Here is a 20,425-nt window from a genome sequence, read left to right as displayed (position 1 = left end):
ACTTCATCTGCCCTTCTGGATCTGGTCTCGGAGCTGGGGCCAATAGGTGAACATCTGCGACGGGTAGGGCTCGCCGGGGAAGTACTTGTCGTACAGGCGAAGGAAAGTGCCGTCGTCCATCGTGGTCTTGAGCTGGTCGCCGTAGGCCTTCTCGAAGGCGGTGAGCTTGCGGTTGACCGGCATCGCCGAGGCCTGCTCGTGCGGAGCGGAGTAGGCGATCTTGACGCGGCCGGGGTTCTCCTGGAGCACGGTCGGGACCTCGGTGGAGGCCAGCACCATCGCGTCGAGGTTGCCGTTGAGGAGCTGGGTCACACCCGCGCTGTTGGTGGGCTGCGAGATGAGGGTGGCGCCGGGGATCTTCGCGGTGACGAAGTCGGCCTGCGCGCTGCCCAGCCCCGCGCCGACGCGCTTGCCGGTGAGGTCTCCGGCCGCCTTGGTGGTCGAATCGGTGCGGACCACGACGTCGTCGGAGGCCAGGTAGAACGGCTTGGTGAAGTCGACGCTCTTCTTGCGCTCGGCGGTCGGCAGCATGCCGATCGCGAGCATGTCGAGCTGCCCGGCCGTGACCAGCGGCAACCCGGCGCTGACGGTGGTCATCCGGTAGGTGATCTTGAGGCCCATCCGCTGGGCGATCACGTCGTTGAGATCGACCAGCAGGCCCACCGGCTTGCCGGTCGCGTCGGGGGAGACGAACGGCGCGTCGCCCGCCGTGACGCCCGCGGTGATGGTGCCGGGTTCGGCCAGTCCGAGGCCGTCGGATTGGCCGCGCGACCCGCACGCGGCGAGCGAGACGAGCGCGGTGGTCGCGATCAGGATCCGCCGGATCCGCAGAGCTGCCATAGCTCCCTCCAGGCACCGGCTCGCGGGGCGCGGGCTCGGTGGTCTGGTATTTCTTAGGCTCATAAGACCAGGTTGTCAACTGCCGGGCTCACGCTCGCGTCTGGTAGACGTCGTGGCATGACAGACCTCATCGACCTGGCCGGCAAAACGGTCATCGTCACCGGCGCCTCCTCGGGAATCGGCGCGTCGACCGCCCGGCGCCTCCACGCGGCCGGCGCTTACCCCGTGCTCGCGGCCCGCCGGGCCGACCGCCTGACCACGCTCAGCGACGAACTCGGTGGCGCCCTCGCCGTCCCCACCGACGTGACCGACCCCGCGCAGGTGGCCGCCCTCGTCGCGGCCACCCTGGAACGCCACGGCCGCGTCGACGGCCTGGTCAACAACGCCGGCGCCAGCCTCCACGGGCCCCTCGACCAGGTCGATCCCGCCGCCTTCGGCGCGACGCTGCAGCTCAACCTGGTCGGCCTGCTCGCCGTGACGCAGGCCGTCCTGCCCGCCATGCGGCGGCAGGGTTTCGGCCGCATCGTCAACATCAGCTCCGGCACCACCCGCCGCGTCGCGGTCGGCGTGGGCGCGTACGCGGCGAGCAAGTCGGCCGTGAACATGCTCAGCGCGGTGCTCACGCAGGAACTTGCGGCCGACGGTATCGCTGTGTCGCTCCTGCTGCCGTCGATCACCGCGACGGAGTTCGCGGACGGCCGGTTCACGCTCGGCGCGTCGCCGATCCCGGGGATGGTGGTGCAGAGTCCGGATTATGTGGCCGGTGTGATCTTGCGGCTGCTGCGGACGGGGGAGGAGTCGTTCGATATTCCGCATGGGGTGGAACAGCCGGAGATCACTCGCGTGCCGGAATGATTCCGGATTAGGTCCACTGTGGATGTCCGATGAAGACCATCCACAGTGGACCTACTTCGTCCGCAAAGTGGACGCCCGCACCACCAGCTCCGGAAGGTACGTGACCTGCTGGTGCACGTGGCCCGGGTCCGACGTCTCCTGCATGAGCAGCTCCGCGGCCGTGCGGCCGAGGCGGTGGCGGGGCTGGCGGACGGACGTGAGGGGCACGGTGGCGGCCGCAGCGAAGTCGATGTCGTCGTAGCCCACGATGGCGAGGTCGGCCGGGACGGAGATGCCCAGGGCGGCGCAGCTGCGCAGGAGGCCCAGAGCGAGCAGGTCGTTGGCGCAGAACGCGGCGGTCGGGCGGGTGGCCGAGGGCAGGCCGGCCAGGCGCTGGCCCGCGTTGCTGCCGTCCTCGACGGTGAGCTGGGGGGTGGCGAGGTCGACCAGGTGGTCGGGGCCCAGGCCGGCTGCGAGCAGGGCCCGCAGCGCGCCCTCGCGGCGGTCGCGGACCTGACCGAGGGTGAGCGGGCCGCCGACGTAGGCGATGCGGGTGTGGCCCTGGTCGAGCAGGTGGCGGGCGGCGAGCTCGCCGCCGCGGACGTCGTCGACGGCGACGGAGCAGTGGTCGGTGCCGGCGCGTTTGCGGTCGACGATGACGACCGGCGTGCCGCGGCGCGCGAGTTCGGCCAGGGCGGGGGAGTCCGGGTCGACCGGGGTGATGAGGACGCCCTGCACGCGTTGCTGTTCGAGGCGGCGGAGGTAGGCGGCCTCGCGTTCGGCGAGGTTGGCGCTGTTGCACACGAACAGTGACAGGTCGTCCGCGGCCGCCGCGTCCTCCATGCCGGCGGCGACGTCGGTGAAGAACGGGTTGCGCCCGTCGAGCATCACGTAGGCGAGCACGCTGCTGTGGCCGGCGCGCAGCTGGCGCGCCGACTCGTTGCGGACGAAGCCCAGCGCGGCCATCGCGGCCTCGACCCTGGTCCGCGTCTTCGGGCTCACGCGCTCCGGCCGGTTGAGCACGTTGGACACCGTGCCGAGCGAAACGCCGGCCGCCGCGGCCACGTCCTTGATCCCCGCCGCCCGCGGTGCGGGGGCCGCGACCTCGTTCGAATCTTCCACCGCCACCCCACCCTGTGTTCAAGTCGCTGTGTTGAAACGTGACAATCACGGGTTGCTGCCTGAAAAACCGCGACTGCCTCGAGATGTGCCTGGCAGCCTTTTTCGTTGACTTCCCGTTCGGACACATAGTAGCGTCACCGCGCCAGGTTTGTGAAACCTTTCAATCCCGGAGGTCGCGATGACGCGGCAGGAGCGCGACCGAGTGCCACTGCTCGAGGTCCGCGGGGTCACGAAGTCGTTCGGCGCGGTCGCGGCGGTCGCGGGCGCGTCGTTCCCGCTGTACGCCGGCGAGGCCCACGCGCTGGTCGGCGAGAACGGCGCGGGCAAGTCCACGATCGTCAAAATGCTGGCCGGAGTGCATCGCCCCGACCAGGGCGAGCTGCTGCTGGACGGACGGGAAGCCGAGTTCTCCTCACCCGCCGACGCAAAGGCCGCGGGCATCGCGGTGATCTACCAGGAACCGACGTTGTTCCCGGACCTCACGGTCGCCGAGAACATCGTGATGGGCCGCCACCCGCGTGGCCGGTTGGGGATGATCGACCGCGCGGCGATCCGCGCCGAGGCCGAACGGCTCTTCGAGCGCCTGGGCGTGCGGATCGACCCGAACCGTCCGGCGCGCGGGCTTTCCATCGCCGACCAGCAGATCGTGGAGATCGCCAAGGCGCTCAGCGCCGACGCGCGCGTGCTCATCATGGACGAGCCCACCGCCGCGCTGAGCCTGGTCGAGGTCGAGCGCCTGTTCTCCGTGGCGCGGGCGCTGCGCGACGAGGGCGCGGCGATCATGTTCATCTCGCACCGCTTCGAGGAGATCGTCGACCTGTGCCAGCGCGTGACGATCATGCGCGACGGCCGGCACGTCTCCACCGACGCGATGGAAGACGTGACGGTGGACGAGATGGTGCGCCGCATGGTCGGGCGCGACCTCGACGCGCTGTTCCCCAAGCAGGACGTGGAACCCGGCGCAGTGGTGCTCGAAGTGGACGGTCTGACACGCGAGGGTGTGTTCCGCGACGTCTCCTTCGAGGTTCGGGCCGGGGAGATCGTCGCGTTCGCCGGGCTGGTGGGGGCCGGTCGGTCCGAAGTGGTCCAGGCGGTGTTCGGAGTGGACGAACGCGACGCCGGAGTGGTGCGGCTCAACGGGAAGAAGCTCAAGCCCCACTCGCCGCGCGCGTCGATGGCGGCGGGCATGGCGCTGGTGCCGGAGGACCGGCGGCAGCAAGGCCTCGTGATGGACCTCTCGATCGAGCGCAACGTCACGCTGCCGCGGGCGAGAGCGCTGTCGAAACTCGGCTTGCTCCTCGGCCCGGGCGAACGCCGGGAAGCGTTGCGCTGGACCGAACGCCTGCGCACCAAGTACGGCCGGCTCGGTGACGCGGTCGGCACGCTCTCGGGCGGCAACCAGCAGAAAGTGGTGCTGGCCAAGTGGCTTTCGATGGCGCCGCGCGTGCTGATCGTGGACGAGCCGACGCGTGGCATCGACGTGGGCACCAAGGCCGAGGTGCACCGGCTGATGTCCTCGCTGGCGGCCGAAGGCGTCGCGGTGGTGATGGTGTCCTCGGAGCTGCCCGAGGTGCTGGGCATGGCCGACCGCGTGCTGGTGATGCGCGAAGGCCGGATCGTGGCGGAGATCCCGCGCGCCGAGGCCGACGAGAACTCAGTGATGTTCGCGGCGATGGGACAAGGGGCGGTGGCATGAGGACTGCTCGAAGGTCCGCATCGTCAAGCACGGGGATCGCCCGCACGCCCGCCGCGGCGAACACGACACGAACGTCGGAAAAGGAGGCCGCGTGAACGCGACCAAGGTGGCGGCCCCGCCACCCCGCCAGGCGAGCCCGGGGGAGCGGCGATCGGTGTTCGGGACCGTGTTCAAGGCCCGCGAGTCGGGCATCGTGCTGGCGTTGATCGTGCTCGTGGTGTTCACCGCGACGCAGAACTCCCGGTTCCTTTCGGGGCAGAGCATCCGCGACATCCTGCTCGGGACGGCGATCCTCGCGGTGCTGGCCGTCGGGCAGGCCGTCGTGATGATCACCCGCAACATCGACCTGTCCGTGGGTTCGGTGCTCGGTCTGTCGGCCTTCGCCGTCGGCACGATGCTGCGCGACAACCCCGGCCTGCCGGTGATCGTGGCGCTGCTCGCCGGCCTGGTCGTCGGCGCCGCGTGCGGCCTGATCAACGGCGCGGTCGTCCGGTTCGGCCGCGTCCCGGCGCTGGTCGTCACCCTCGGCACGCTGTACGCGTTCCGCGGTGCGGTCTACTTCTGGGCCGGCGGGCAGCAGATCAACGCCGACAAGCTCCCGCGCTCGTTCCTCGACTTCGGCGACGCGTCGGTGCTCGGGGTGCCGTGGCTGGTGCTGATCGCGGTGCTCGTGATGGTCATCGCCGGCGTGGTGCTGCGCAACTACCGCGGCGGCCGTGAGCTCTACGCCATGGGCTCGAGCCCGCAGGCCGCGCAGCTGGTGGGCATCAAGGTCGGGCGCAACACCACCATCGCGTTCCTCGTCAGCGGAGCGCTGGCGGGGCTCGCCGGTGTCTTGTTCGCCGCCCGGTTCGGCACGGTCGACGCCGCGGCCGGCACCGGGTACGAGCTCAACGTCGTGGCCGCCGCGGTCGTCGGCGGGGTCGCCGTGTTCGGCGGCAGCGGTTCGGTGTGGGGTGCGAGCCTCGGCGCGCTGCTGCTGACGGTGATCGGCAGCGCGCTGGCGGTGCTGGACATCGACCAGTTCTGGCAGCAGGCGATCGTCGGCGCCCTGATCCTGCTGGCCATCGGCGCCGACCGGCTTGTCGCCGTACGCGTCGCCAAGGCACTGAAGAAGAGGGACTCCCATGTCTGATCCCACCACCAGAACGGACACAGCCCGGCGGCCCGCCTGGCTGGCGCGGCTCGCGAGCTGGGACGTCGCCGTCATCGCGATCGCGATCGTGGTCCTGCTCGTCGCGTCGGGCACCATCGACAACTTCGGCACCGGCCGCAACTACACGTTCCTGCTGCTGGACCTCCTGCCGATCGCGCTGATGGCGTTGCCGATGACGTTCATCATCGTCACCGGCGAGATCGACCTCTCGGTGGCGAGCACGCTCGGGCTCACGTCCGCGGTGATGGGTTCGCTGTGGAACTCCGGGCTGACGATCGAGATGATCATCCCGTTGTGCATCGTGCTGGGCGCGGTCCTCGGCGCGGTGAACGGCTTCTTCGTCACGGTCCTGAAGCTGCCTTCCCTGGCCGTCACCATCGGCACCATGGCGCTCTACCGCGGCCTCGCGTTCGTGGTGCTCGGCGACGGCGCGGTGGCCGACTTCCCAGGCTCCTACACCTCGTGGGTGACGGGGACGCTCGGCGGCAGTTCGATCCCCAACGTCCTCATCCCGCTCATCGTGCTGTCCATCGTGTTCGGCGTGGTCCTGCACGCCACCCCGATCGGGCGTGGTGTGTTCGCGGCCGGAGCCAGCGACACGGCGGCGCGGTTCGCCGGTATCCGCACCGGGCGCACGAAGTTCTGGCTCTACGTCGTGAGCGGCGCGGTCGCCGGGTTGGCCGGGGTGCTGTGGACGCTCCGCTACTCCAGCGCCCGCGCCGACAACGGGTTCGGTCTCGAGCTCGCCGTGGTGGCGGCCGTGCTCCTCGGTGGCGTCTCGATCTTCGGCGGCAAGGGCACGCTGCCGGGCGTGCTCGGTGGTGTGGTGCTGCTGTCGGCCTTGCAGAACGCGTTGCGGCTGCGGGACGTGTCGAACGAGGCGCTCAACATCGTGACCGGCGTGCTGCTGATCATCTCGGTGCTGCTGCCCAACATCCTCTCCTCCTCCCGCGCCGCGCTGCAGCGGCGCAGGCGACGATCCCCGTCCCCGAAAGCCGGAGCTCTCGCCGGCGCCGAGCAGTAACCCAGAAAGGTGACGAAGATGTCCCGACGAATCCTGACCGGCGTCGTGTCGGTGGTGAGTGCGGCAGGCCTGGTCCTGAGCCTCACCGCGTGCGGTGGCACCACGAAGAACGACAGCACGGCGTCCGGCCCGGCCGCGTCCACCGCGTCCGCGGACCCGAACGCGGCGAGCAAGCAGGGCGTGAAGATGGCGTTCCTGCCCAAGCAGCTCAACAACCCCTACAGCGACATCGAGGTCGGCGGCGGCAAGACGGCCCTGGATGAGCTCAAGGGCACCTACAAGCTCGTCGGGCCGAACGACGCCAGCGCGTCCTCGCAGGTCAGCTACATCAACACGCTGATCCAGCAGCAGCAGGACGTCATCGGCATCGCCGCCAACGACCCGAACGCGGTGTGCCCGTCGCTCAACCAGGCCCGCAGCGCCGGCATCAAGGTCGTCGCGTTCGACTCCGACGCGGCGAAGAACTGCCGCGACGTGTTCATCAACCAGGCCAGCACCCAGGGCATCGGCGAGCAGCTCGCGAAGATGGCGAACGAGCTGGCCGGTGGTGAGGGCGAGATCGCGATCCTGTCGGCGACGCCCAACGCGACCAACCAGAACGCGTGGATCGACGTGATGAAGCAAGAACTGGCCAAGCCTGAGTACTCGAAGCTGAAGCTCGACAAGATCGCCTACGGCAACGACGACGACCAGAAGTCGTTCCAGGAGGCCCAGGGCCTGCTGCAGTCGTTCCCGAACCTCAAGGTGATCGTGTCGCCGACCACCGTCGGCATCGCGGCCGCGGCCCGTTACGTGAGCTCGTCGAGCTACAAGGGCAAGGTCGCCATCACCGGGCTGGGCACGCCGAACCAGATGCGCGCGTTCGTCAAGGACGGCACGGTCAAGGAGTTCGCGCTGTGGAACCCGGCCGACATCGGCTACCTCGCCGCCTACGCGGGTGTGGCGCTGAGCTCCGGGCAGATCACCGGCGCACAGGGCCAGAAGTTCAAGGCCGGCAAGCTCGGTGAGTACACGATCGGCGCGGACGGCGAGATCGTGCTCGGCCCGCCGACCGTCTTCAACGCCGACAACATCGACAAGTTCAACTTCTGAGCGGAGTTCCGGCCGGGCCTGCTCGGCCCGGCCGGACCCGCCGGACCCATCGAGTCCACTGAGGACGGAGACCGTGGCGCGATACTGCTTCCAGCTGCAGGTGCGGCCCGAGCGGATGGCCGAGTACACCGAGCGCCACCGCGCCGTGTGGCCGGACATGCAGGCGGCCCTGCGCGACACCGGCTGGCGCAACTACTCGCTCTTCCTGCGTGAGGACGGCCTGCTGATCGGTTACGTCGAGGCCGACGACCTCGCCGCGGCGCAGGCCGCGATGGCCGAGACTGAGGTGAACACCCGGTGGCAGGCCGAGATGGCGCAGTTCTTCACCGGACTCGACGGCCGCGGGCCCGACGAGGGGTTCGCCCTGCTCACCGAGGTTTTTCATCTGGACGACGAGCGCGCGAGCGCGTGACGGGAAAAGACGTGATCGACTTGCCCGACCTGACAGCCGTGAAATCCGCTCTGCGGGCGCAGCGGATCGAGACCCCCTCGTGGGCGTTCGCCAACTCCGGCACCCGGTTCAAGGTCTTCACCCAGGCCGGGGTTCCGCGTACGGCGGCGGAGAAGATCGCCGACGCGGCCACCGTGCACCGCTTCACCGGGGTCGCGCCGACCGTCGCGTTGCACATCCCGTGGGACCGGGTCGACGACTTCGCCGCGCTGCGTTCTTATGCCGAGGACCTCGGTGTGGGGATCGGCGCCATCAACACCAACGTGTTCCAGGACAACGACTACAAGCTCGGCTCGGTCACCAACCCCGACGCGGGCATCCGGCGCAAGGCGACCGACCACCTGCTCGAGGCGATCTCCATCATGGACGCCACGGGCTCGCGCGACCTGAAGCTGTGGTTCTCCGACGGCCTCAACTACCCGGGCCAGGACGACCTGCGCGACCGCCAGGACCGCCTCGCGGCCGCGTTGCGCGAGGCGTACGACCGCCTGGGCGACGACCAGCGGATGCTCCTGGAGTACAAGCTGTTCGAGCCCGCCTTCTACGCCACCGACGTCCCCGACTGGGGCACCTCCTATGCCCACTGCATCGAGCTGGGTGAGAAGGCGACGGTGTGCATCGACACCGGCCATCACGCGCCGGGCACGAACATCGAGTTCATCGTCGCGTTCCTGCTGCGGGCCGGGAAGCTCGGCGCATTCGACTTCAACTCGCGCTTCTACGCCGACGACGACCTGATGGCCGGCGCCGCGGACCCGTTCCAGCTGTTCCGGATCCTGTACGAGATCGTGCGCGGTGACGCGCTGGACCCGGCCTACGGCATCAACTTCATGCTCGACCAGTGCCACAACATCGAGGCGAAGATCCCCGCGATCATCCGCTCGGTGATGAACGTGCAGGAGGCCACGGCCAAGGCGCTGCTCGTGGACCGGCACGCTCTGCGCGCGGCCCAGCAGTCCGGCGACGTGCTCGGCGCCAACGCGGTGCTGATGGACGCCTACAACACCGACGTGCGGCCGATCCTGGCGCAGGTGCGCGAGGACGCGGGGCTGGACCCGGACCCGGTCGCCGCCTACCACCGCAGTGGCTACCAGCAGAAGATCGAGGCCGAGCGTGCCGACGGGCAGCAGGCCGGATGGGGAGCATGAGCATGACCGTGCCCGAGGAGCTCATCGCCCGCAGCAACGCGCTGGGCGCCGATCCGCGGAACACGAACTACGCCGGCGGCAACACCTCCGCGAAGGGCGAGGTGCTCGACCCGGTCACCGCCAAGCCCGTCGAACTGTTGTGGGTCAAGGGCTCCGGCGGTGACCTGGGCACGTTGACGGAGGCTGGGCTCGCCGTGCTGCGGCTCGACCGGCTGCGCGCACTCGTCGACGTCTACCCGGGTGTCGAGCGCGAGGACGAGATGGTCGCCGCGTTCGACTACTGCCTGCACGGGAGAGGCGGAGCGGCGCCGTCGATCGACACCGCGATGCACGGTCTCGTCGAGGCGGCGCACGTTGACCACCTGCACCCGGACTCGGGCATCGCCCTGGCCACGGCGGCCGACGGTGCCGCGCTGACCAAGGAGTGCTTCGGCGACCGCGTCGCGTGGGTGGACTGGCGCCGGCCCGGGTTCCAGCTCGGCCTGGACATCGCGGCGGTGAAGGAGGCCAACCCGCACGCGATCGGCGTGATCCTCGGGGGCCACGGGATCACGGCGTGGGGCGCGACTTCCGAGGAGAGCCGGCGCAACTCGCTTGAGATCATCCGCACTGCGGAGAAGTTTCTCGCCGGACGCGGCAAAGCCGAGCCGTTCGGCATGGTCGTCCCCGGTTTCGAGGGGTTGCCGGAGGATGAGCGCCGCGCACGGGCCGCGGCGCTGGCGCCGCTGGTCCGTGGACTCGCGTCCACGGATCAGCGGCAGGTCGGCCACTACACCGATGCCGACGTGGTGCTGGAGTTCCTCTCGCGGGAGAAGCTCGGGCGGCTCGCCGCGCTGGGCACGTCGTGTCCGGACCACTTCCTGCGCACCAAGGTCCGGCCGCTGGTGGTCGACCTGCCCGCGACCGCGCCGCTGGAGGACGTCGTCGCGCGGCTGAAGGAGCTGCACGCGGAGTACCGCGAGTCCTATCGCGCCTACTACGAGCGTTATGCGACGCCCGATTCGCCGGCCATGCGCGGTGCCGACCCGGCCATTGTGCTGGTGCCCGGCGTCGGCATGTTCTCCTTCGGCAAGGACAAGCAGACCGCGCGCGTGGCGGGGGAGTTCTACGTCAACGCGATCAACGTGATGCGCGGCGCGGAGGCCGTGTCGACGTATGCGCCGATCGCGGAGAGCGAGAAGTTCCGCATCGAGTACTGGGCGCTGGAGGAGGCCAAGCTCAAGCGGCTGCCGAAGCCGAAGCCGCTGGCCGGCCGGATCGCGCTGGTCACCGGCGCGGGCTCGGGCATCGGGCGGGCCATCGCCGAACGGCTCGCGGCCGAGGGCGCCTGCGTGGCCATCGCCGATCTCGACACCGAGGCGGCCGAGGAGGTCGCGACCGGCATCGGCGGCACGGACAAGGCCATCGCCGTGACGGCGAACGTGACCGATGCGGCGGGTGTGGCCGCGGCCGTCGACGCGGCCGTGCTGGCGTTCGGCGGGCTCGACCTGGTCGTGAACAACGCCGGGCTCTCGATCTCGAAGCCGCTGCTGGAGACCACGGAACGCGACTGGGACCTGCAGCACGACGTGATGGCCAAGGGCTCGTTCCTGGTGTCGCAGGCCGCGGCGAGGGCGATGATCGCCCAGGGGATGGGCGGGGACGTCGTGTACATCTCCTCGAAGAACTCGGTGTTCGCCGGCCCCAACAACGTCGCCTACGGCGCGGCGAAGGCCGACCAGGCCCACCAGGTGCGGCTGCTCGCGGCCGAGCTCGGCGAGCACGGCATCCGCGTCAACGGCATCAACCCCGACGGCGTCGTGCGCGGCTCCGGCATCTTCGCCGGCGGCTGGGGCGCGCAGCGCGCGGCCGTCTACGGGGTGCCGGAGGAGAAGCTCGGCGAGTTCTACGCCCAGCGCACGATCCTCAAGCGGGAGGTGCTGCCCGCGCACGTCGCCGCCGCGGTGTTCGCGCTGACCGGCGGCGACCTCACCCACACCACCGGCTTGCACATCCCGGTCGACGCCGGGGTGGCCGCGGCCTTCCTCCGCTAGGGAGAGGACCTCATGACCGACACGCTCGCGCGGCCCGTCCCGTCCGGACTGGACCGCATCACCCCGCGCCGCACCCGCGTCGGCCTCGTCGCCGGCGGGCTCGGCGCGTACTGGCCGCAGTTCCCCGACCTGCTGCCGCAGTTGCAGGCCTCGGCGCGCCGGGTCGCCGAGCGTCTGTCGGGACTGGACTGCGAAGTGGTCGACGCCGGGTTCATCTCCGATGCGGCCGAAGGCGCGGCAGCCGCGGAGAAGCTGCGGGTGGCCGACTGCGACCTGATCATCGGCTTCCTGACCACGTACCTGACGTCGAGCATGCTGGCGCCGATCGCGCAGCGCTCGGGCTCGCCGGTGCTGCTGCTGAACTTGCAGCCCACCGAGGCGATGGACCACGCGTCCTTCGACACGGGCGCGTGGCTGGCCTACTGCGGGGCCTGCCCGCTGCCGGAGATGGCCAACGCGTTCCGCCGCGTCGGCGTCGAGTTCCGCTCGGTGTCCGGGTACCTGGAGGACGAGCGCGCCTGGGTGAAGATCGCACGGTGGATCAAGGCGGCCGGCGTGCGCGCGGCGTTCCGGCACGGCCGCCACGGCCTGCTCGGGCACCTTTACCCGGGGATGATGGACGTGGCCACCGATCCGACGCTGGTGTCGGCTCAGCTCGGCGGGCACGTCGAGATCCTGGAGGTCGACGACCTGCGCGTGCGCGTGGAGCAGGTCACCGACGCCGAGACGGCGGCCCGGATGGCGCTCGCACGCGAAGTGTTCACTGTGGACGGTTCGGTCGTCGACGAGGATTTCGCCTGGGGAGCCAAGGTTTCGGTGGCGCTGGACCGCCTGGTCGGGGACTTCGGGCTGGACTCGCTCGCGTACTACCACCGCGGGCTCGACGGCGAGGCCCACGAGCGCGTCGGCGCGGGGTTCATCCTCGGCGCGTCGCTGCTCACGGCCCGCGGAGTGCCCACGGTCGGCGAGTACGAGCTGCGGGCGTCACTGGCGATGCTGCTGCTGGACCGGCTCGGCGCCGGTGGTTCGTTCACCGAGCTGCAGGCGCTGAACTTCCGTGACAACGTGGTGGAGATGGGCCACGACGGCCCGGCGCACCTGGCGATCAGCGCGCGCAAACCGCTGCTGCGCGGGCTCGGCGTCTACCACGGCAAGCGGGGCTGGGGCGTGTCCGTCGAGTTCGACGTGCACCACGGCCCGGTGACGCTGTGCGGCCTCGGCCAGCTGCGCGACGGCACGTTCGTGCTCGTCGCGTCGGAAGGAGAGGTCGTGCCCGGGCCGCTGCTGCAGATCGGGAACACGACCTCGCGGGTGGACTTCGGCTGCGACCCCGGCGAGTGGACCGACGCGTGGTCGGCCACCGGGGTGAACCACCACTGGGCGCTGGGGACCGGTCACCGCGTCGCCGAGCTGAAGGCGGTGGCGGACCTGCTGGGACTCGAGCTGACCGTGGTGTCCGGCTGATGGGTGTGCGGGTGATGCGCGTGGCCGCCGTCGACCTCGGTGCCACGAGCGGCCGGGTGATGGCCGGGACGGTCGGGCCCGGGCGGCTCGAACTGGAAGAAGTGCGGCGGTTTCCGAACGGTGGCGTCCGGGTCGCGAACGCCACCGGCTCCACGCTGCACTGGGATGTGCTCGGGCTGTACCGCGAGGTGCTGGCCGGGCTCGGCGACGCCGGCGAGGTGGCGGGTGTCGGCATCGACTCGTGGGCTGTCGACTACGGGCTGCTCGGCGCCGACGGCCGGCTGCTCGGCAACCCCGTGCACTACCGCGACTCCCGCACCGACGGCGTGGCGGAGTTCGTGCACCGGACGATCCCCGCGCCGGAGCTGTTCGCCGTCACCGGGCTGCAGGAGCTGCCGTTCAACACGCTCTACCAGCTGGTGTCCGAAGGGGACCGGCTCGCGGCGGCCGAGAAGATCCTTCTGATCCCGGACCTGCTGGGCTACTGGCTCACGGGGAGCGTCGGCGCGGAGCGCACCAACGCGTCGACTACGCAGCTCTACGACGTGCGCGAGCGGACTTGGGCGGCCGACCTCGCCGAGCGGGCCGGCATTCCGGCGCGGCTGCTGCCTCCGCTGCGCGAGCCGGGAGAGCGGATCGGGACGCTGCTGCCGGCGCTGGCCGAAGAGCTCGGGAAACCGGAGCTGCCGGTGGTCGCCGTCGGTTCGCACGACACGGCGTCGGCGGTGGTGGCGGTGCCGGCCGAGCCCGGCACGAACTTCGCCTACATCTCCTCCGGCACGTGGTCGCTGGTCGGGCTGGAGCTCGACGAACCGCAGCTCGGCGCCTCGGCGCTGGCGGCCAACTTCACCAACGAGACCGGCGTCGACGGCAAGATCCGCTTCCTGCGCAACGTGATGGGCCTGTGGGTGCTCACCGAAACCCTGCGGACCTGGGCCGCGCACGGCGAGCCCGCGGACCTGGCGACGGTGCTCGCGGAGGCGGCCGCCGCACCCGCGCTGGCGGCCGTCGTGGACATCGACGCCCCCGAGTTCCTCCCGCCCGGCGACATGCCCGCGCGCATCGCCGCCGCCTGCCGTGAAACCGGGCAGCGGCCGCCGGAAAGCCGGGGCGAGCTCGTGCGGTGCATTGTGGACAGTCTCGCGCTCGCGTACCGGCGCGCGGTCCGACAGGCCGCGCAGGTCACGGGCCGGCCGGTCGACGTGGTGCACCTCGTCGGCGGCGGCGCCCGCAACGAGCTTTTGTGCCGGCTGACGGCCGACGCGTGCGGCGTCCCGGTGCTGGCCGGGCCGGTCGAGGCGGCGGCACTGGGCAACGTCCTCGTACAGGCGCGGGCCCTCGGTGCCGGCCTGCCGGACCTCGCGGCCATGCGTAGGCTGATCCGCGAAACCCAGCCGCTGCGGCGTTACCAGCCGGGCGGCGGGAACTGGACCGCCGCCGAGGCGCGGCTGAGCGGGGCGGGGGTGGTGGCGTGAAGGTCGCCGTGCTCGTGACGTGCATCAACGACACGATGTTCCCCGACACCGGCAAGGCGGTGTTCCGGCTGCTGCGGCGCCTGGGCGTCGAGGCGGACTTCCCGGAGGCGCAGACCTGTTGTGGGCAGCCGATGGTCAACACCGGCTACCTCGACGAGGCGGTGCCCGTGGTGCGCGCCTTCACCGACGCGTTCGCCGGGTACGACTACATCGTCACCCCGTCCGGGTCCTGTGCGGGTTCGGCGCGCCACCAGCACGGGATGGTCGCCCGGCGTGCGGGGGAGCCGCGGCTGGCCGAGACCGGGCCGAAAACGTATGAGCTGAGCGAGTTTCTGGTCGACGTGCTGGGCGTGACCGACGTCGGCGCTTACTTCCCGCACCGCGTCACCTATCACCCGACGTGCCACTCGCTGCGCATGCTCGGCGTCGGTGACAAACCCTTGCAGCTGCTGCGCAACGTGCGCGGGCTCGACCTGGTGGAGCTCCCTGCCGCGGAGGAGTGCTGCGGGTTCGGCGGGACGTTCGCGGTGAAAAACGCCGAGACTTCCACCGCCATGGGCGCGGACAAGGCCCGCCACGTCCGCGACACCGGCGCGGAGGTGCTCGTCGCAGGCGACAACTCGTGCCTGCTGCACATCGGCGGCCTGCTCTCGCGCGAGCGCTCCGGCGTCCGCGTGCTGCACCTGGCCGACGTACTGGCCTCGACCGAGGAGGACGCGTGAGCGCCACGTTCGTCGGTATGCCCGCGTTTCCGACGGCCGCGCGCGAGGCACTGGCCGACACGCAGCTGCGCCGCAACCTCGCCCACGCCACCGGCACGATCCGCGCCAAACGCGCGGCCGTGGTCGGGGAGGTGGACGAATGGGAGGAGCTGCGCCTCGCGGGCGCCGCGATCAAGGACAACACGCTGCGGCACCTCGATGACCACCTGCTGACGCTGGAAGCGGCGTTGCAGTCCCGCGGCGTGACCGTGCACTGGGCCCGTGACGCGACCGAGGCGTGCGACATCGTCGCGCGGATCGCGCTCGGCCACGGCGTCGGCGAGGTCGTGAAGGTCAAGTCGATGGCCACGCAGGAGATCGGGCTGAACGAGGCGCTCGCAGCCCAGGGCATCACCGCGTGGGAGACCGACCTCGCCGAGCTGATCGTGCAGCTCGGCGACGATCTGCCCAGTCACATCCTGGTACCGGCGATCCACCGCAACCGTGCGGAGATCCGCGAGATCTTCCGCCGCCGGATGGCCGCCGCGGGCCGTCCCGCGCCCGAGGACCTGACCGACGAACCGGCCGAGCTCGCGGGCGCCGCGCGGCTGCACCTGCGCGAGAAGTTCCTGCGCGCCAAGATGGCCGTCTCCGGCGCGAACTTCGCGGTCGCCGACAGCGGGACGCTGGTCGTGGTCGAGTCCGAGGGCAACGGCCGCATGTGCCTGACGCTGCCCGAGGTGCTGGTTTCCGTGGTGGGCATCGAGAAGGTCGTGCCGACCTGGTCCGACCTGGACGTGTTCCTCCAGTTGCTGCCGCGCTCCAGCACCGGCGAGCGGATGAACCCCTACACCTCCACGTGGTCGGGGATCACGCCCGGAGACGGGCCGCAGGAGATGCACGTGGTGCTGCTGGACAACGGCCGCACCCGTGCCCTGGCCGACGAGGTGGGGCGGCAGGCGCTGCGGTGCATCCGCTGCTCGGCGTGCCTCAACGTGTGCCCGGTCTACGAACGCACCGGCGGCCACGCCTACGGCTCGGTGTACCCGGGCCCGATCGGCGCGATCCTCAACCCGCTGCTCAAGGGCGTCGGCGTCGACGAGCAGACCGACTCGCTGCCGTACGCCTCCAGCCTGTGCGGCGCCTGCTTCGAAGCGTGCCCGGTCCGCATCGACATCCCCGAAGTGCTGGTCCACCTGCGCTCCCAGGTCGTGGACGCGCACCGCGGCGGGGCGCCGAAACCCGAAGCGGTGGCGATGAAATCCGCGGCCTGGGTCCTGTCCGACGCGCGGCGGCTCACCCTCGCCGAACGCGGGATGGGCGCGGCGGGCAAGGCGTTGAACCGCTTCGGCCGCGCCGTGCTGCCCGGCGGCCGACGCGCGCTGCGCCGGCTGCCCTGGCCCGCCTCGCTGTGGACCGGCGCCCGCGACCTGCCCGCACCACCGCCGGAGTCCTTCCGCGCGTGGTGGCGCCGGACGGGCCGCCGATGAGCGCGCGCGACGAGATCCTTGCGGCCGTCCGCGGCGCTCTGCGGGACGCCGACCGGACCGAGGCGCCCGTGCCGAGGGGCTACCGCGGCGCACCACCGCCCGCGGACATGGTTTCCCTCTTCGCCGAACGCGTGGTCGACTACCGCGCCACCCTCAGCCGGTGCACGCCGGCCGACCTGGCCGACACCGTCCGCGCCGCGCTGGGTCCGGCTGAAAACATCCTGGTCCCCGACGGCTTCCCGGTCGGCCTCGGCGGGGCAGCCGACGCCGACGACCTCGACTCCTGCGACGCCGTGGTCACCACCGCGGCCGTCGGGATCGCGCGCACCGGCACGCTCGTGCTCGACCACGGCCCGGGCCAGGGCCGTCGCGCGCTCAGCCTGGTTCCCGACGTGCACGTATGCGTCGTCCGCGAGGACCAGATCGTGCCGGGAGTGCCCGAGGCGGTCGCGCTGCTGGACCCGGACCGGCCGCAGACGTGGATCAGCGGGCCCAGCGCCACGAGCGACATCGAGCTGAACCGCGTCGAAGGCGTGCACGGGCCGCGGACCCTGCACGTGGTGCTCGTCGGTTCGTGACACGCCGCACGAGTTGGTGGCGGCCGAAGCGCTATGGGACGATTTGTCCACATGACTTCCGCGGCATCCGGGCAGCACCGCGGCGAAAGCGGTGGTGGCGATGACGGTGCCACGAGTGGTCCTGGCCGAGGACGACGTGCTGCTGCGCGAGGGCCTGGCCAGCCTGCTCGACCGCTCGGGGTTCGCCGTGGCCGGTCAGGCGGGCGACGCGGCCGAGCTGCTCGACCTCGTGCGGGAGCACCGGCCCGACCTGGTCCTGGTCGACGTCCGGATGCCCCCGACCCACACCGTCGAGGGGCTCGAGGCCGCGCGGACCATCCGTGAGGAGCTGCCCGAGATCGGCATCCTGGTGCTCTCGGCCCACGCCGACGTCGACCACGCGATGGAGCTGCTGGCCGGCGGCCGCGGCATCGGGTACCTGCTCAAGAGCCGGGTTGCCGACGTCGGGGAGTTCCTCGACACGCTCCGGCGGATCGCCAAGGGCGGCTCGGTCGTCGAGCCGGCGCTGGTGCAGGAGCTCGTCGAGGCCCGCCACCGCAACGACCCGCTGGCCGCGCTGAGCGCCCGTGAACGCGAGGTGCTGGGCCTGATGGCCGAGGGCCGCTCCAACGGCGGGATCGCGCGCCGGCTCTGGGTCACGGAAGGGACCGTGGAGAAGCACGTACGCAGCGTGCTGGCCAAGCTGGACCTGCCGGAGACCACGGACGACCACCGCCGCGTGCTGGCGGTGCTGGCCTACCTCGACAACCGCTAGCCGGTCGTGCCGAGCAGGCCGTGGATCGCCCGCGCCGACAGGATGGCCTTGGGCAGGAACCCGACCGCGGGACCCTCGGCGATCACGTCGCGGTAGTCCTCTTCCGCATGGGTCGAGATCACGATGATGCGCGACGAGCCGCCGGCGTCCGTACGCGCCAGGCGCCCGACCAGGTCGAGACCGCTCTCGCCGCCCAGGTCGATGTCGACCAGCACGACGTCGGGGCGTAGCTCATCGACGGACCGCAACGCTTCCGCTCCGCCCCGGGCCACCCCTGCGACCGTGACTCCCTCACGCTCCAGCAACCGACGAGCCGCGACCAGAAAACCCGGACTGTCGTCGACGATCAGGCACCGCACGTATCCACCCTCCCAGAACAACGCAGTACGCGCATTCCCGCTAACCGGTACGGCCACGGCCGGTCACCCCGTCCGCGTACACCTCATCGAGCTGGTGCAACCGGATGCGCCGCAGCGCCTCCGCGAAAGTGCAAGCGCCGTACCAGAACCAGCCGCAGGCGTCGCAATGGCTGTGCCAGCGCCCGCACCGGGTGCAGTACCTGTTGCTTGCGTGGTGGTGGACTGTCATGACCGGACTTCTTCCCGAGGAACCCTTTGTCGCCTCCGTCTGGTCACCCAGTGTGGCGCCTCGAGGGGTCGCCGTCGTCACGGCGAGCGGGAATCCCCGGGCCCGGCCAGCGGGTAGCTCACCTACCGGCTGGCCGGTACGGCCGCTCAGCCTGCGTGCCCGACCAGCGGGAACTCGGCGCGCAGCATCGTGCCGTCGCCGGGTGGGCTGTGGAGGAAGATCCGCCCGCCCAGCGCTTCCACGCGGTCCTTCAGCCCGGCCAGCCCGGTGCCGCGGGCGAAGTCGGCGCCGCCCGCGCCGTCGTCCTGCACGGCGATGCGCAGCACGTCGGCGCCGGTCTCCACGACGACGGTGATGGCGCCGGCCTGCGCGTGCTTGGCCGCGTTCGTGAGCGCCTCGGCGACGACGTAGTACGCGCCGACCTCGATCGGCTCGGGGAGCCGCCCGTCAGCGCGGACGTCGAGGTCGATGTTCTGCGACGAGCGGCGCGCGAGGGCCTTGAGCGCGGGCACGAGGCCGAGCTCGGCCAGCAGCGCGGGGTGGATGCCGCGAGCCATCTCGCGAAGCGCGTCCAGCGCGTCGGACAGCCCGTCGGCGATGCGGTCGAGCTCCCCGCGCGCCTCGAGGGACTCGTCGGGGATCAGCGCCTGGACCGCGCGCACCTGCAGAGCGAGCGAGACGAGCTGCTGCTGGGCGCCGTCGTGCAGGTCGCGCTCGATGCGCCGGCGGGTCCGGTCGGCGGTGGCGACGATGCGTGCGCGCGACGCCTGGAGCTCGGCACGCGCCTCGGCGTTTTCGATCGCGGTGGCGACGAGCTCGGTGAAGCTGGCGATCTGCGCCTCGGTGTTGTCCGGGAAGCGTTCGGCGCTTTTCGTCGACGCGGCGATCACGCCCCACAGCCGGCCGGACGCCACGATCGGACAGCCGACGGACGACCGGATGCCCAGGTTGCGGGCCTCGCGCGCGATCGCGCCCGTCTCGCCGGCGAAGCTCGCGAGCCGTACCGGTGTGCCCGTGACGCGCACTTCGCGCGCGACACTGAGCCCGTCGAGCTCGATCTTCGTCCCGACGACCAGGTGGACGGGTACCCGCGTCCAGGCGGCGACGCCGGTGACGGTGCCGTCCACTTCGTACCGTTCCATGCGGGCCAGGTCGGCGTCGCAGAGCAGGCCGACCTCACGCGTCACGGCTTCGAAGACCTCCGGCGGCGAGACAGCTTGAGCGACGAGCGTCGCGACGCGGCGCAGGGCCGACTGCTCGTCGGTCAGGCGCTCGGAGATCTGGGCCGTGCGCTGAAGCCGTGATGCGAGGGTCCCCACCACGACCGCCGTGATGAGGAAGACGCCCAGCGCGACCGCGTTCTGGGCGTCGATGAGGTGCAGGGCAGAGGGCGGCGGGGCGAACAAGGTCGCGTGGACGGCGACGCTCAGCAACGAGGTGGCCACCGCCAGGGCGGTTCCCCAGATCACGGCGACCGGCAGCACCACGACCAGGTACAGCATCAGCAGAGACACCGAGTCCACGTGCGGTTCGAGCAGCAGCGCGACACCCGTGACGGCGGCGACGGCGACCCCCGCGGCGAGCGCGCCGCTGGAGCGCCGCCGCATGCGCTCTCCGGTTCGGCGGCGCTGCACCATCGTTTCGTTGGACACGCCGCAACACCCACCCTGAGGATAGGCGCCGCCCGCGCGCACAGCCAGCCCCCGGCCCACGGGCGAAAGTCCGGGTAGCGGGGGCGGGGGACTCCAGGTGGCAGGAATGCGGACCGGAGCCGGTCCCGGCGATCCTGTGAGGACTCGAAAGCCATGGCGGTAGCCGGCACCGGGACGTGAAGATGTCGCCCGCCCCCCGAGATCTGCTCCGGATCGGAAGGTGGAAGCGTGATGCGTCAGCACGGCTTGCCCGACCGGGGACGCGCGGTCGCCGCCCGCCGCGTCCCGGCCGGACCTCGGCAGCGGACGCGCTGGGGCGGGCTGCCG

General features: G+C 71.2%; 18 protein-coding genes. 14 read left to right on the top strand and 4 right to left on the bottom strand.

Features of this window, described 5'->3' with window-relative positions; translation table 11 throughout:
• Positions 1 to 3: 3 nt before the first annotated feature.
• Positions 4 to 840 (bottom strand): ABC transporter substrate-binding protein, encoded by an 837-nt coding sequence (locus tag ABZU76_RS17685; RefSeq protein ID WP_354870434.1) that lies wholly within the window; start codon positions 838 to 840, stop codon positions 4 to 6.
• 117 nt (positions 841 to 957) lie between these two features.
• Here ABZU76_RS17685 and ABZU76_RS17680 point away from each other — a divergent pair, with 117 nt between their 5' ends.
• Positions 958 to 1,695 carry an SDR family oxidoreductase gene (locus ABZU76_RS17680; protein ID WP_354870431.1) on the top strand — a complete coding sequence of 246 codons (738 nt, stop codon included), beginning with the start codon at positions 958 to 960 and terminating at the stop codon, positions 1,693 to 1,695.
• A 51-nt stretch (positions 1,696 to 1,746) separates the two neighbouring features.
• Here the strand turns inward: ABZU76_RS17680 and ABZU76_RS17675 are convergent, their stop codons facing one another.
• Entirely contained in the window at positions 1,747 to 2,748 is a 1,002-nt protein-coding gene (locus tag ABZU76_RS17675; protein WP_354870851.1) for a LacI family DNA-binding transcriptional regulator, read from the bottom strand.
• A 226-nt stretch (positions 2,749 to 2,974) separates the two neighbouring features.
• On the opposite strand from ABZU76_RS17675, the gene ABZU76_RS17670 reads away from it, so the two are divergent.
• From ABZU76_RS17670 to ABZU76_RS17610, 13 genes are all read left to right on the top strand, one after another.
• Complete coding sequence (locus tag ABZU76_RS17670; RefSeq protein ID WP_354870428.1) at positions 2,975 to 4,492, top strand: sugar ABC transporter ATP-binding protein; 1,518 nt, start codon at positions 2,975 to 2,977, stop codon at positions 4,490 to 4,492.
• 91 nt (positions 4,493 to 4,583) lie between these two features.
• Positions 4,584 to 5,627, top strand: coding sequence for an ABC transporter permease (locus ABZU76_RS17665; RefSeq protein ID WP_220240351.1), 1,044 nt, complete (start codon positions 4,584 to 4,586; stop codon positions 5,625 to 5,627).
• On the top strand, positions 5,620 to 6,672 hold the full coding sequence (locus ABZU76_RS17660; RefSeq protein ID WP_354870425.1) for an ABC transporter permease: 1,053 nt from the start codon (positions 5,620 to 5,622) through the stop codon (positions 6,670 to 6,672). The genes ABZU76_RS17665 and ABZU76_RS17660 overlap by 8 nt, the downstream gene beginning before the upstream one ends.
• Positions 6,673 to 6,690: 18 nt before the next feature.
• Entirely contained in the window at positions 6,691 to 7,764 is a 1,074-nt protein-coding gene (gene rhaS / locus ABZU76_RS17655) for a rhamnose ABC transporter substrate-binding protein (RefSeq protein ID WP_220240353.1), read from the top strand.
• 73 nt (positions 7,765 to 7,837) lie between these two features.
• Positions 7,838 to 8,176 carry an L-rhamnose mutarotase gene (locus tag ABZU76_RS17650; protein ID WP_354870422.1) on the top strand — a complete coding sequence of 113 codons (339 nt, stop codon included), beginning with the start codon at positions 7,838 to 7,840 and terminating at the stop codon, positions 8,174 to 8,176.
• A gap of 11 nt (positions 8,177 to 8,187) precedes the next feature.
• On the top strand, positions 8,188 to 9,363 hold the full coding sequence (gene rhaI, locus ABZU76_RS17645; protein ID WP_354870849.1) for an L-rhamnose isomerase: 1,176 nt from the start codon (positions 8,188 to 8,190) through the stop codon (positions 9,361 to 9,363).
• 2 nt (positions 9,364 to 9,365) lie between these two features.
• Positions 9,366 to 11,396 (top strand): bifunctional aldolase/short-chain dehydrogenase, encoded by a 2,031-nt coding sequence (locus tag ABZU76_RS17640; protein WP_354870419.1) that lies wholly within the window; start codon positions 9,366 to 9,368, stop codon positions 11,394 to 11,396.
• A gap of 12 nt (positions 11,397 to 11,408) precedes the next feature.
• Positions 11,409 to 12,860, top strand: coding sequence for an L-fucose/L-arabinose isomerase family protein (locus ABZU76_RS17635; RefSeq protein ID WP_354870416.1), 1,452 nt, complete (start codon positions 11,409 to 11,411; stop codon positions 12,858 to 12,860).
• A gap of 14 nt (positions 12,861 to 12,874) precedes the next feature.
• Positions 12,875 to 14,335 carry a rhamnulokinase family protein gene (locus ABZU76_RS17630; protein ID WP_354870846.1) on the top strand — a complete coding sequence of 487 codons (1,461 nt, stop codon included), beginning with the start codon at positions 12,875 to 12,877 and terminating at the stop codon, positions 14,333 to 14,335.
• Positions 14,332 to 15,057, top strand: coding sequence for a (Fe-S)-binding protein (locus tag ABZU76_RS17625; RefSeq protein WP_354870413.1), 726 nt, complete (start codon positions 14,332 to 14,334; stop codon positions 15,055 to 15,057). Before ABZU76_RS17630 ends, ABZU76_RS17625 begins: the two co-directional genes overlap by 4 nt.
• Positions 15,058 to 15,074: 17 nt before the next feature.
• Positions 15,075 to 16,526, top strand: coding sequence for a lactate utilization protein B (locus ABZU76_RS17620; protein WP_354870843.1), 1,452 nt, complete (start codon positions 15,075 to 15,077; stop codon positions 16,524 to 16,526).
• Positions 16,523 to 17,104 (top strand): lactate utilization protein C, encoded by a 582-nt coding sequence (locus ABZU76_RS17615; protein ID WP_354870410.1) that lies wholly within the window; start codon positions 16,523 to 16,525, stop codon positions 17,102 to 17,104. The genes ABZU76_RS17620 and ABZU76_RS17615 overlap by 4 nt, the downstream gene beginning before the upstream one ends.
• Before the next feature lie 100 nt (positions 17,105 to 17,204).
• The gene (locus ABZU76_RS17610) at positions 17,205 to 17,858 is read left to right on the top strand and encodes a response regulator transcription factor (RefSeq protein WP_354870408.1); all 654 of its coding nucleotides are present in this window, start codon (positions 17,205 to 17,207) and stop codon (positions 17,856 to 17,858) included.
• On the opposite strand, the gene ABZU76_RS17605 is transcribed toward ABZU76_RS17610, so the two are convergent.
• Entirely contained in the window at positions 17,855 to 18,217 is a 363-nt protein-coding gene (locus tag ABZU76_RS17605) for a response regulator (RefSeq protein ID WP_354870406.1), read from the bottom strand. The genes ABZU76_RS17610 and ABZU76_RS17605 overlap by 4 nt on opposite strands.
• A 375-nt stretch (positions 18,218 to 18,592) precedes the next feature.
• Entirely contained in the window at positions 18,593 to 20,098 is a 1,506-nt protein-coding gene (locus ABZU76_RS17600) for a DUF4118 domain-containing protein (protein WP_354870403.1), read from the bottom strand.
• Positions 20,099 to 20,425: the final 327 nt, after the last annotated feature.

It is taken from the genome of Amycolatopsis sp. NPDC005232 (assembly GCF_040607795.1).
Classification (GTDB): Bacteria; Actinomycetota; Actinomycetes; order Mycobacteriales; family Pseudonocardiaceae; genus Amycolatopsis.
Note: the sequence above shows the minus strand (reverse complement) of the source record. Positions and strands in the feature narration are given on the sequence as shown.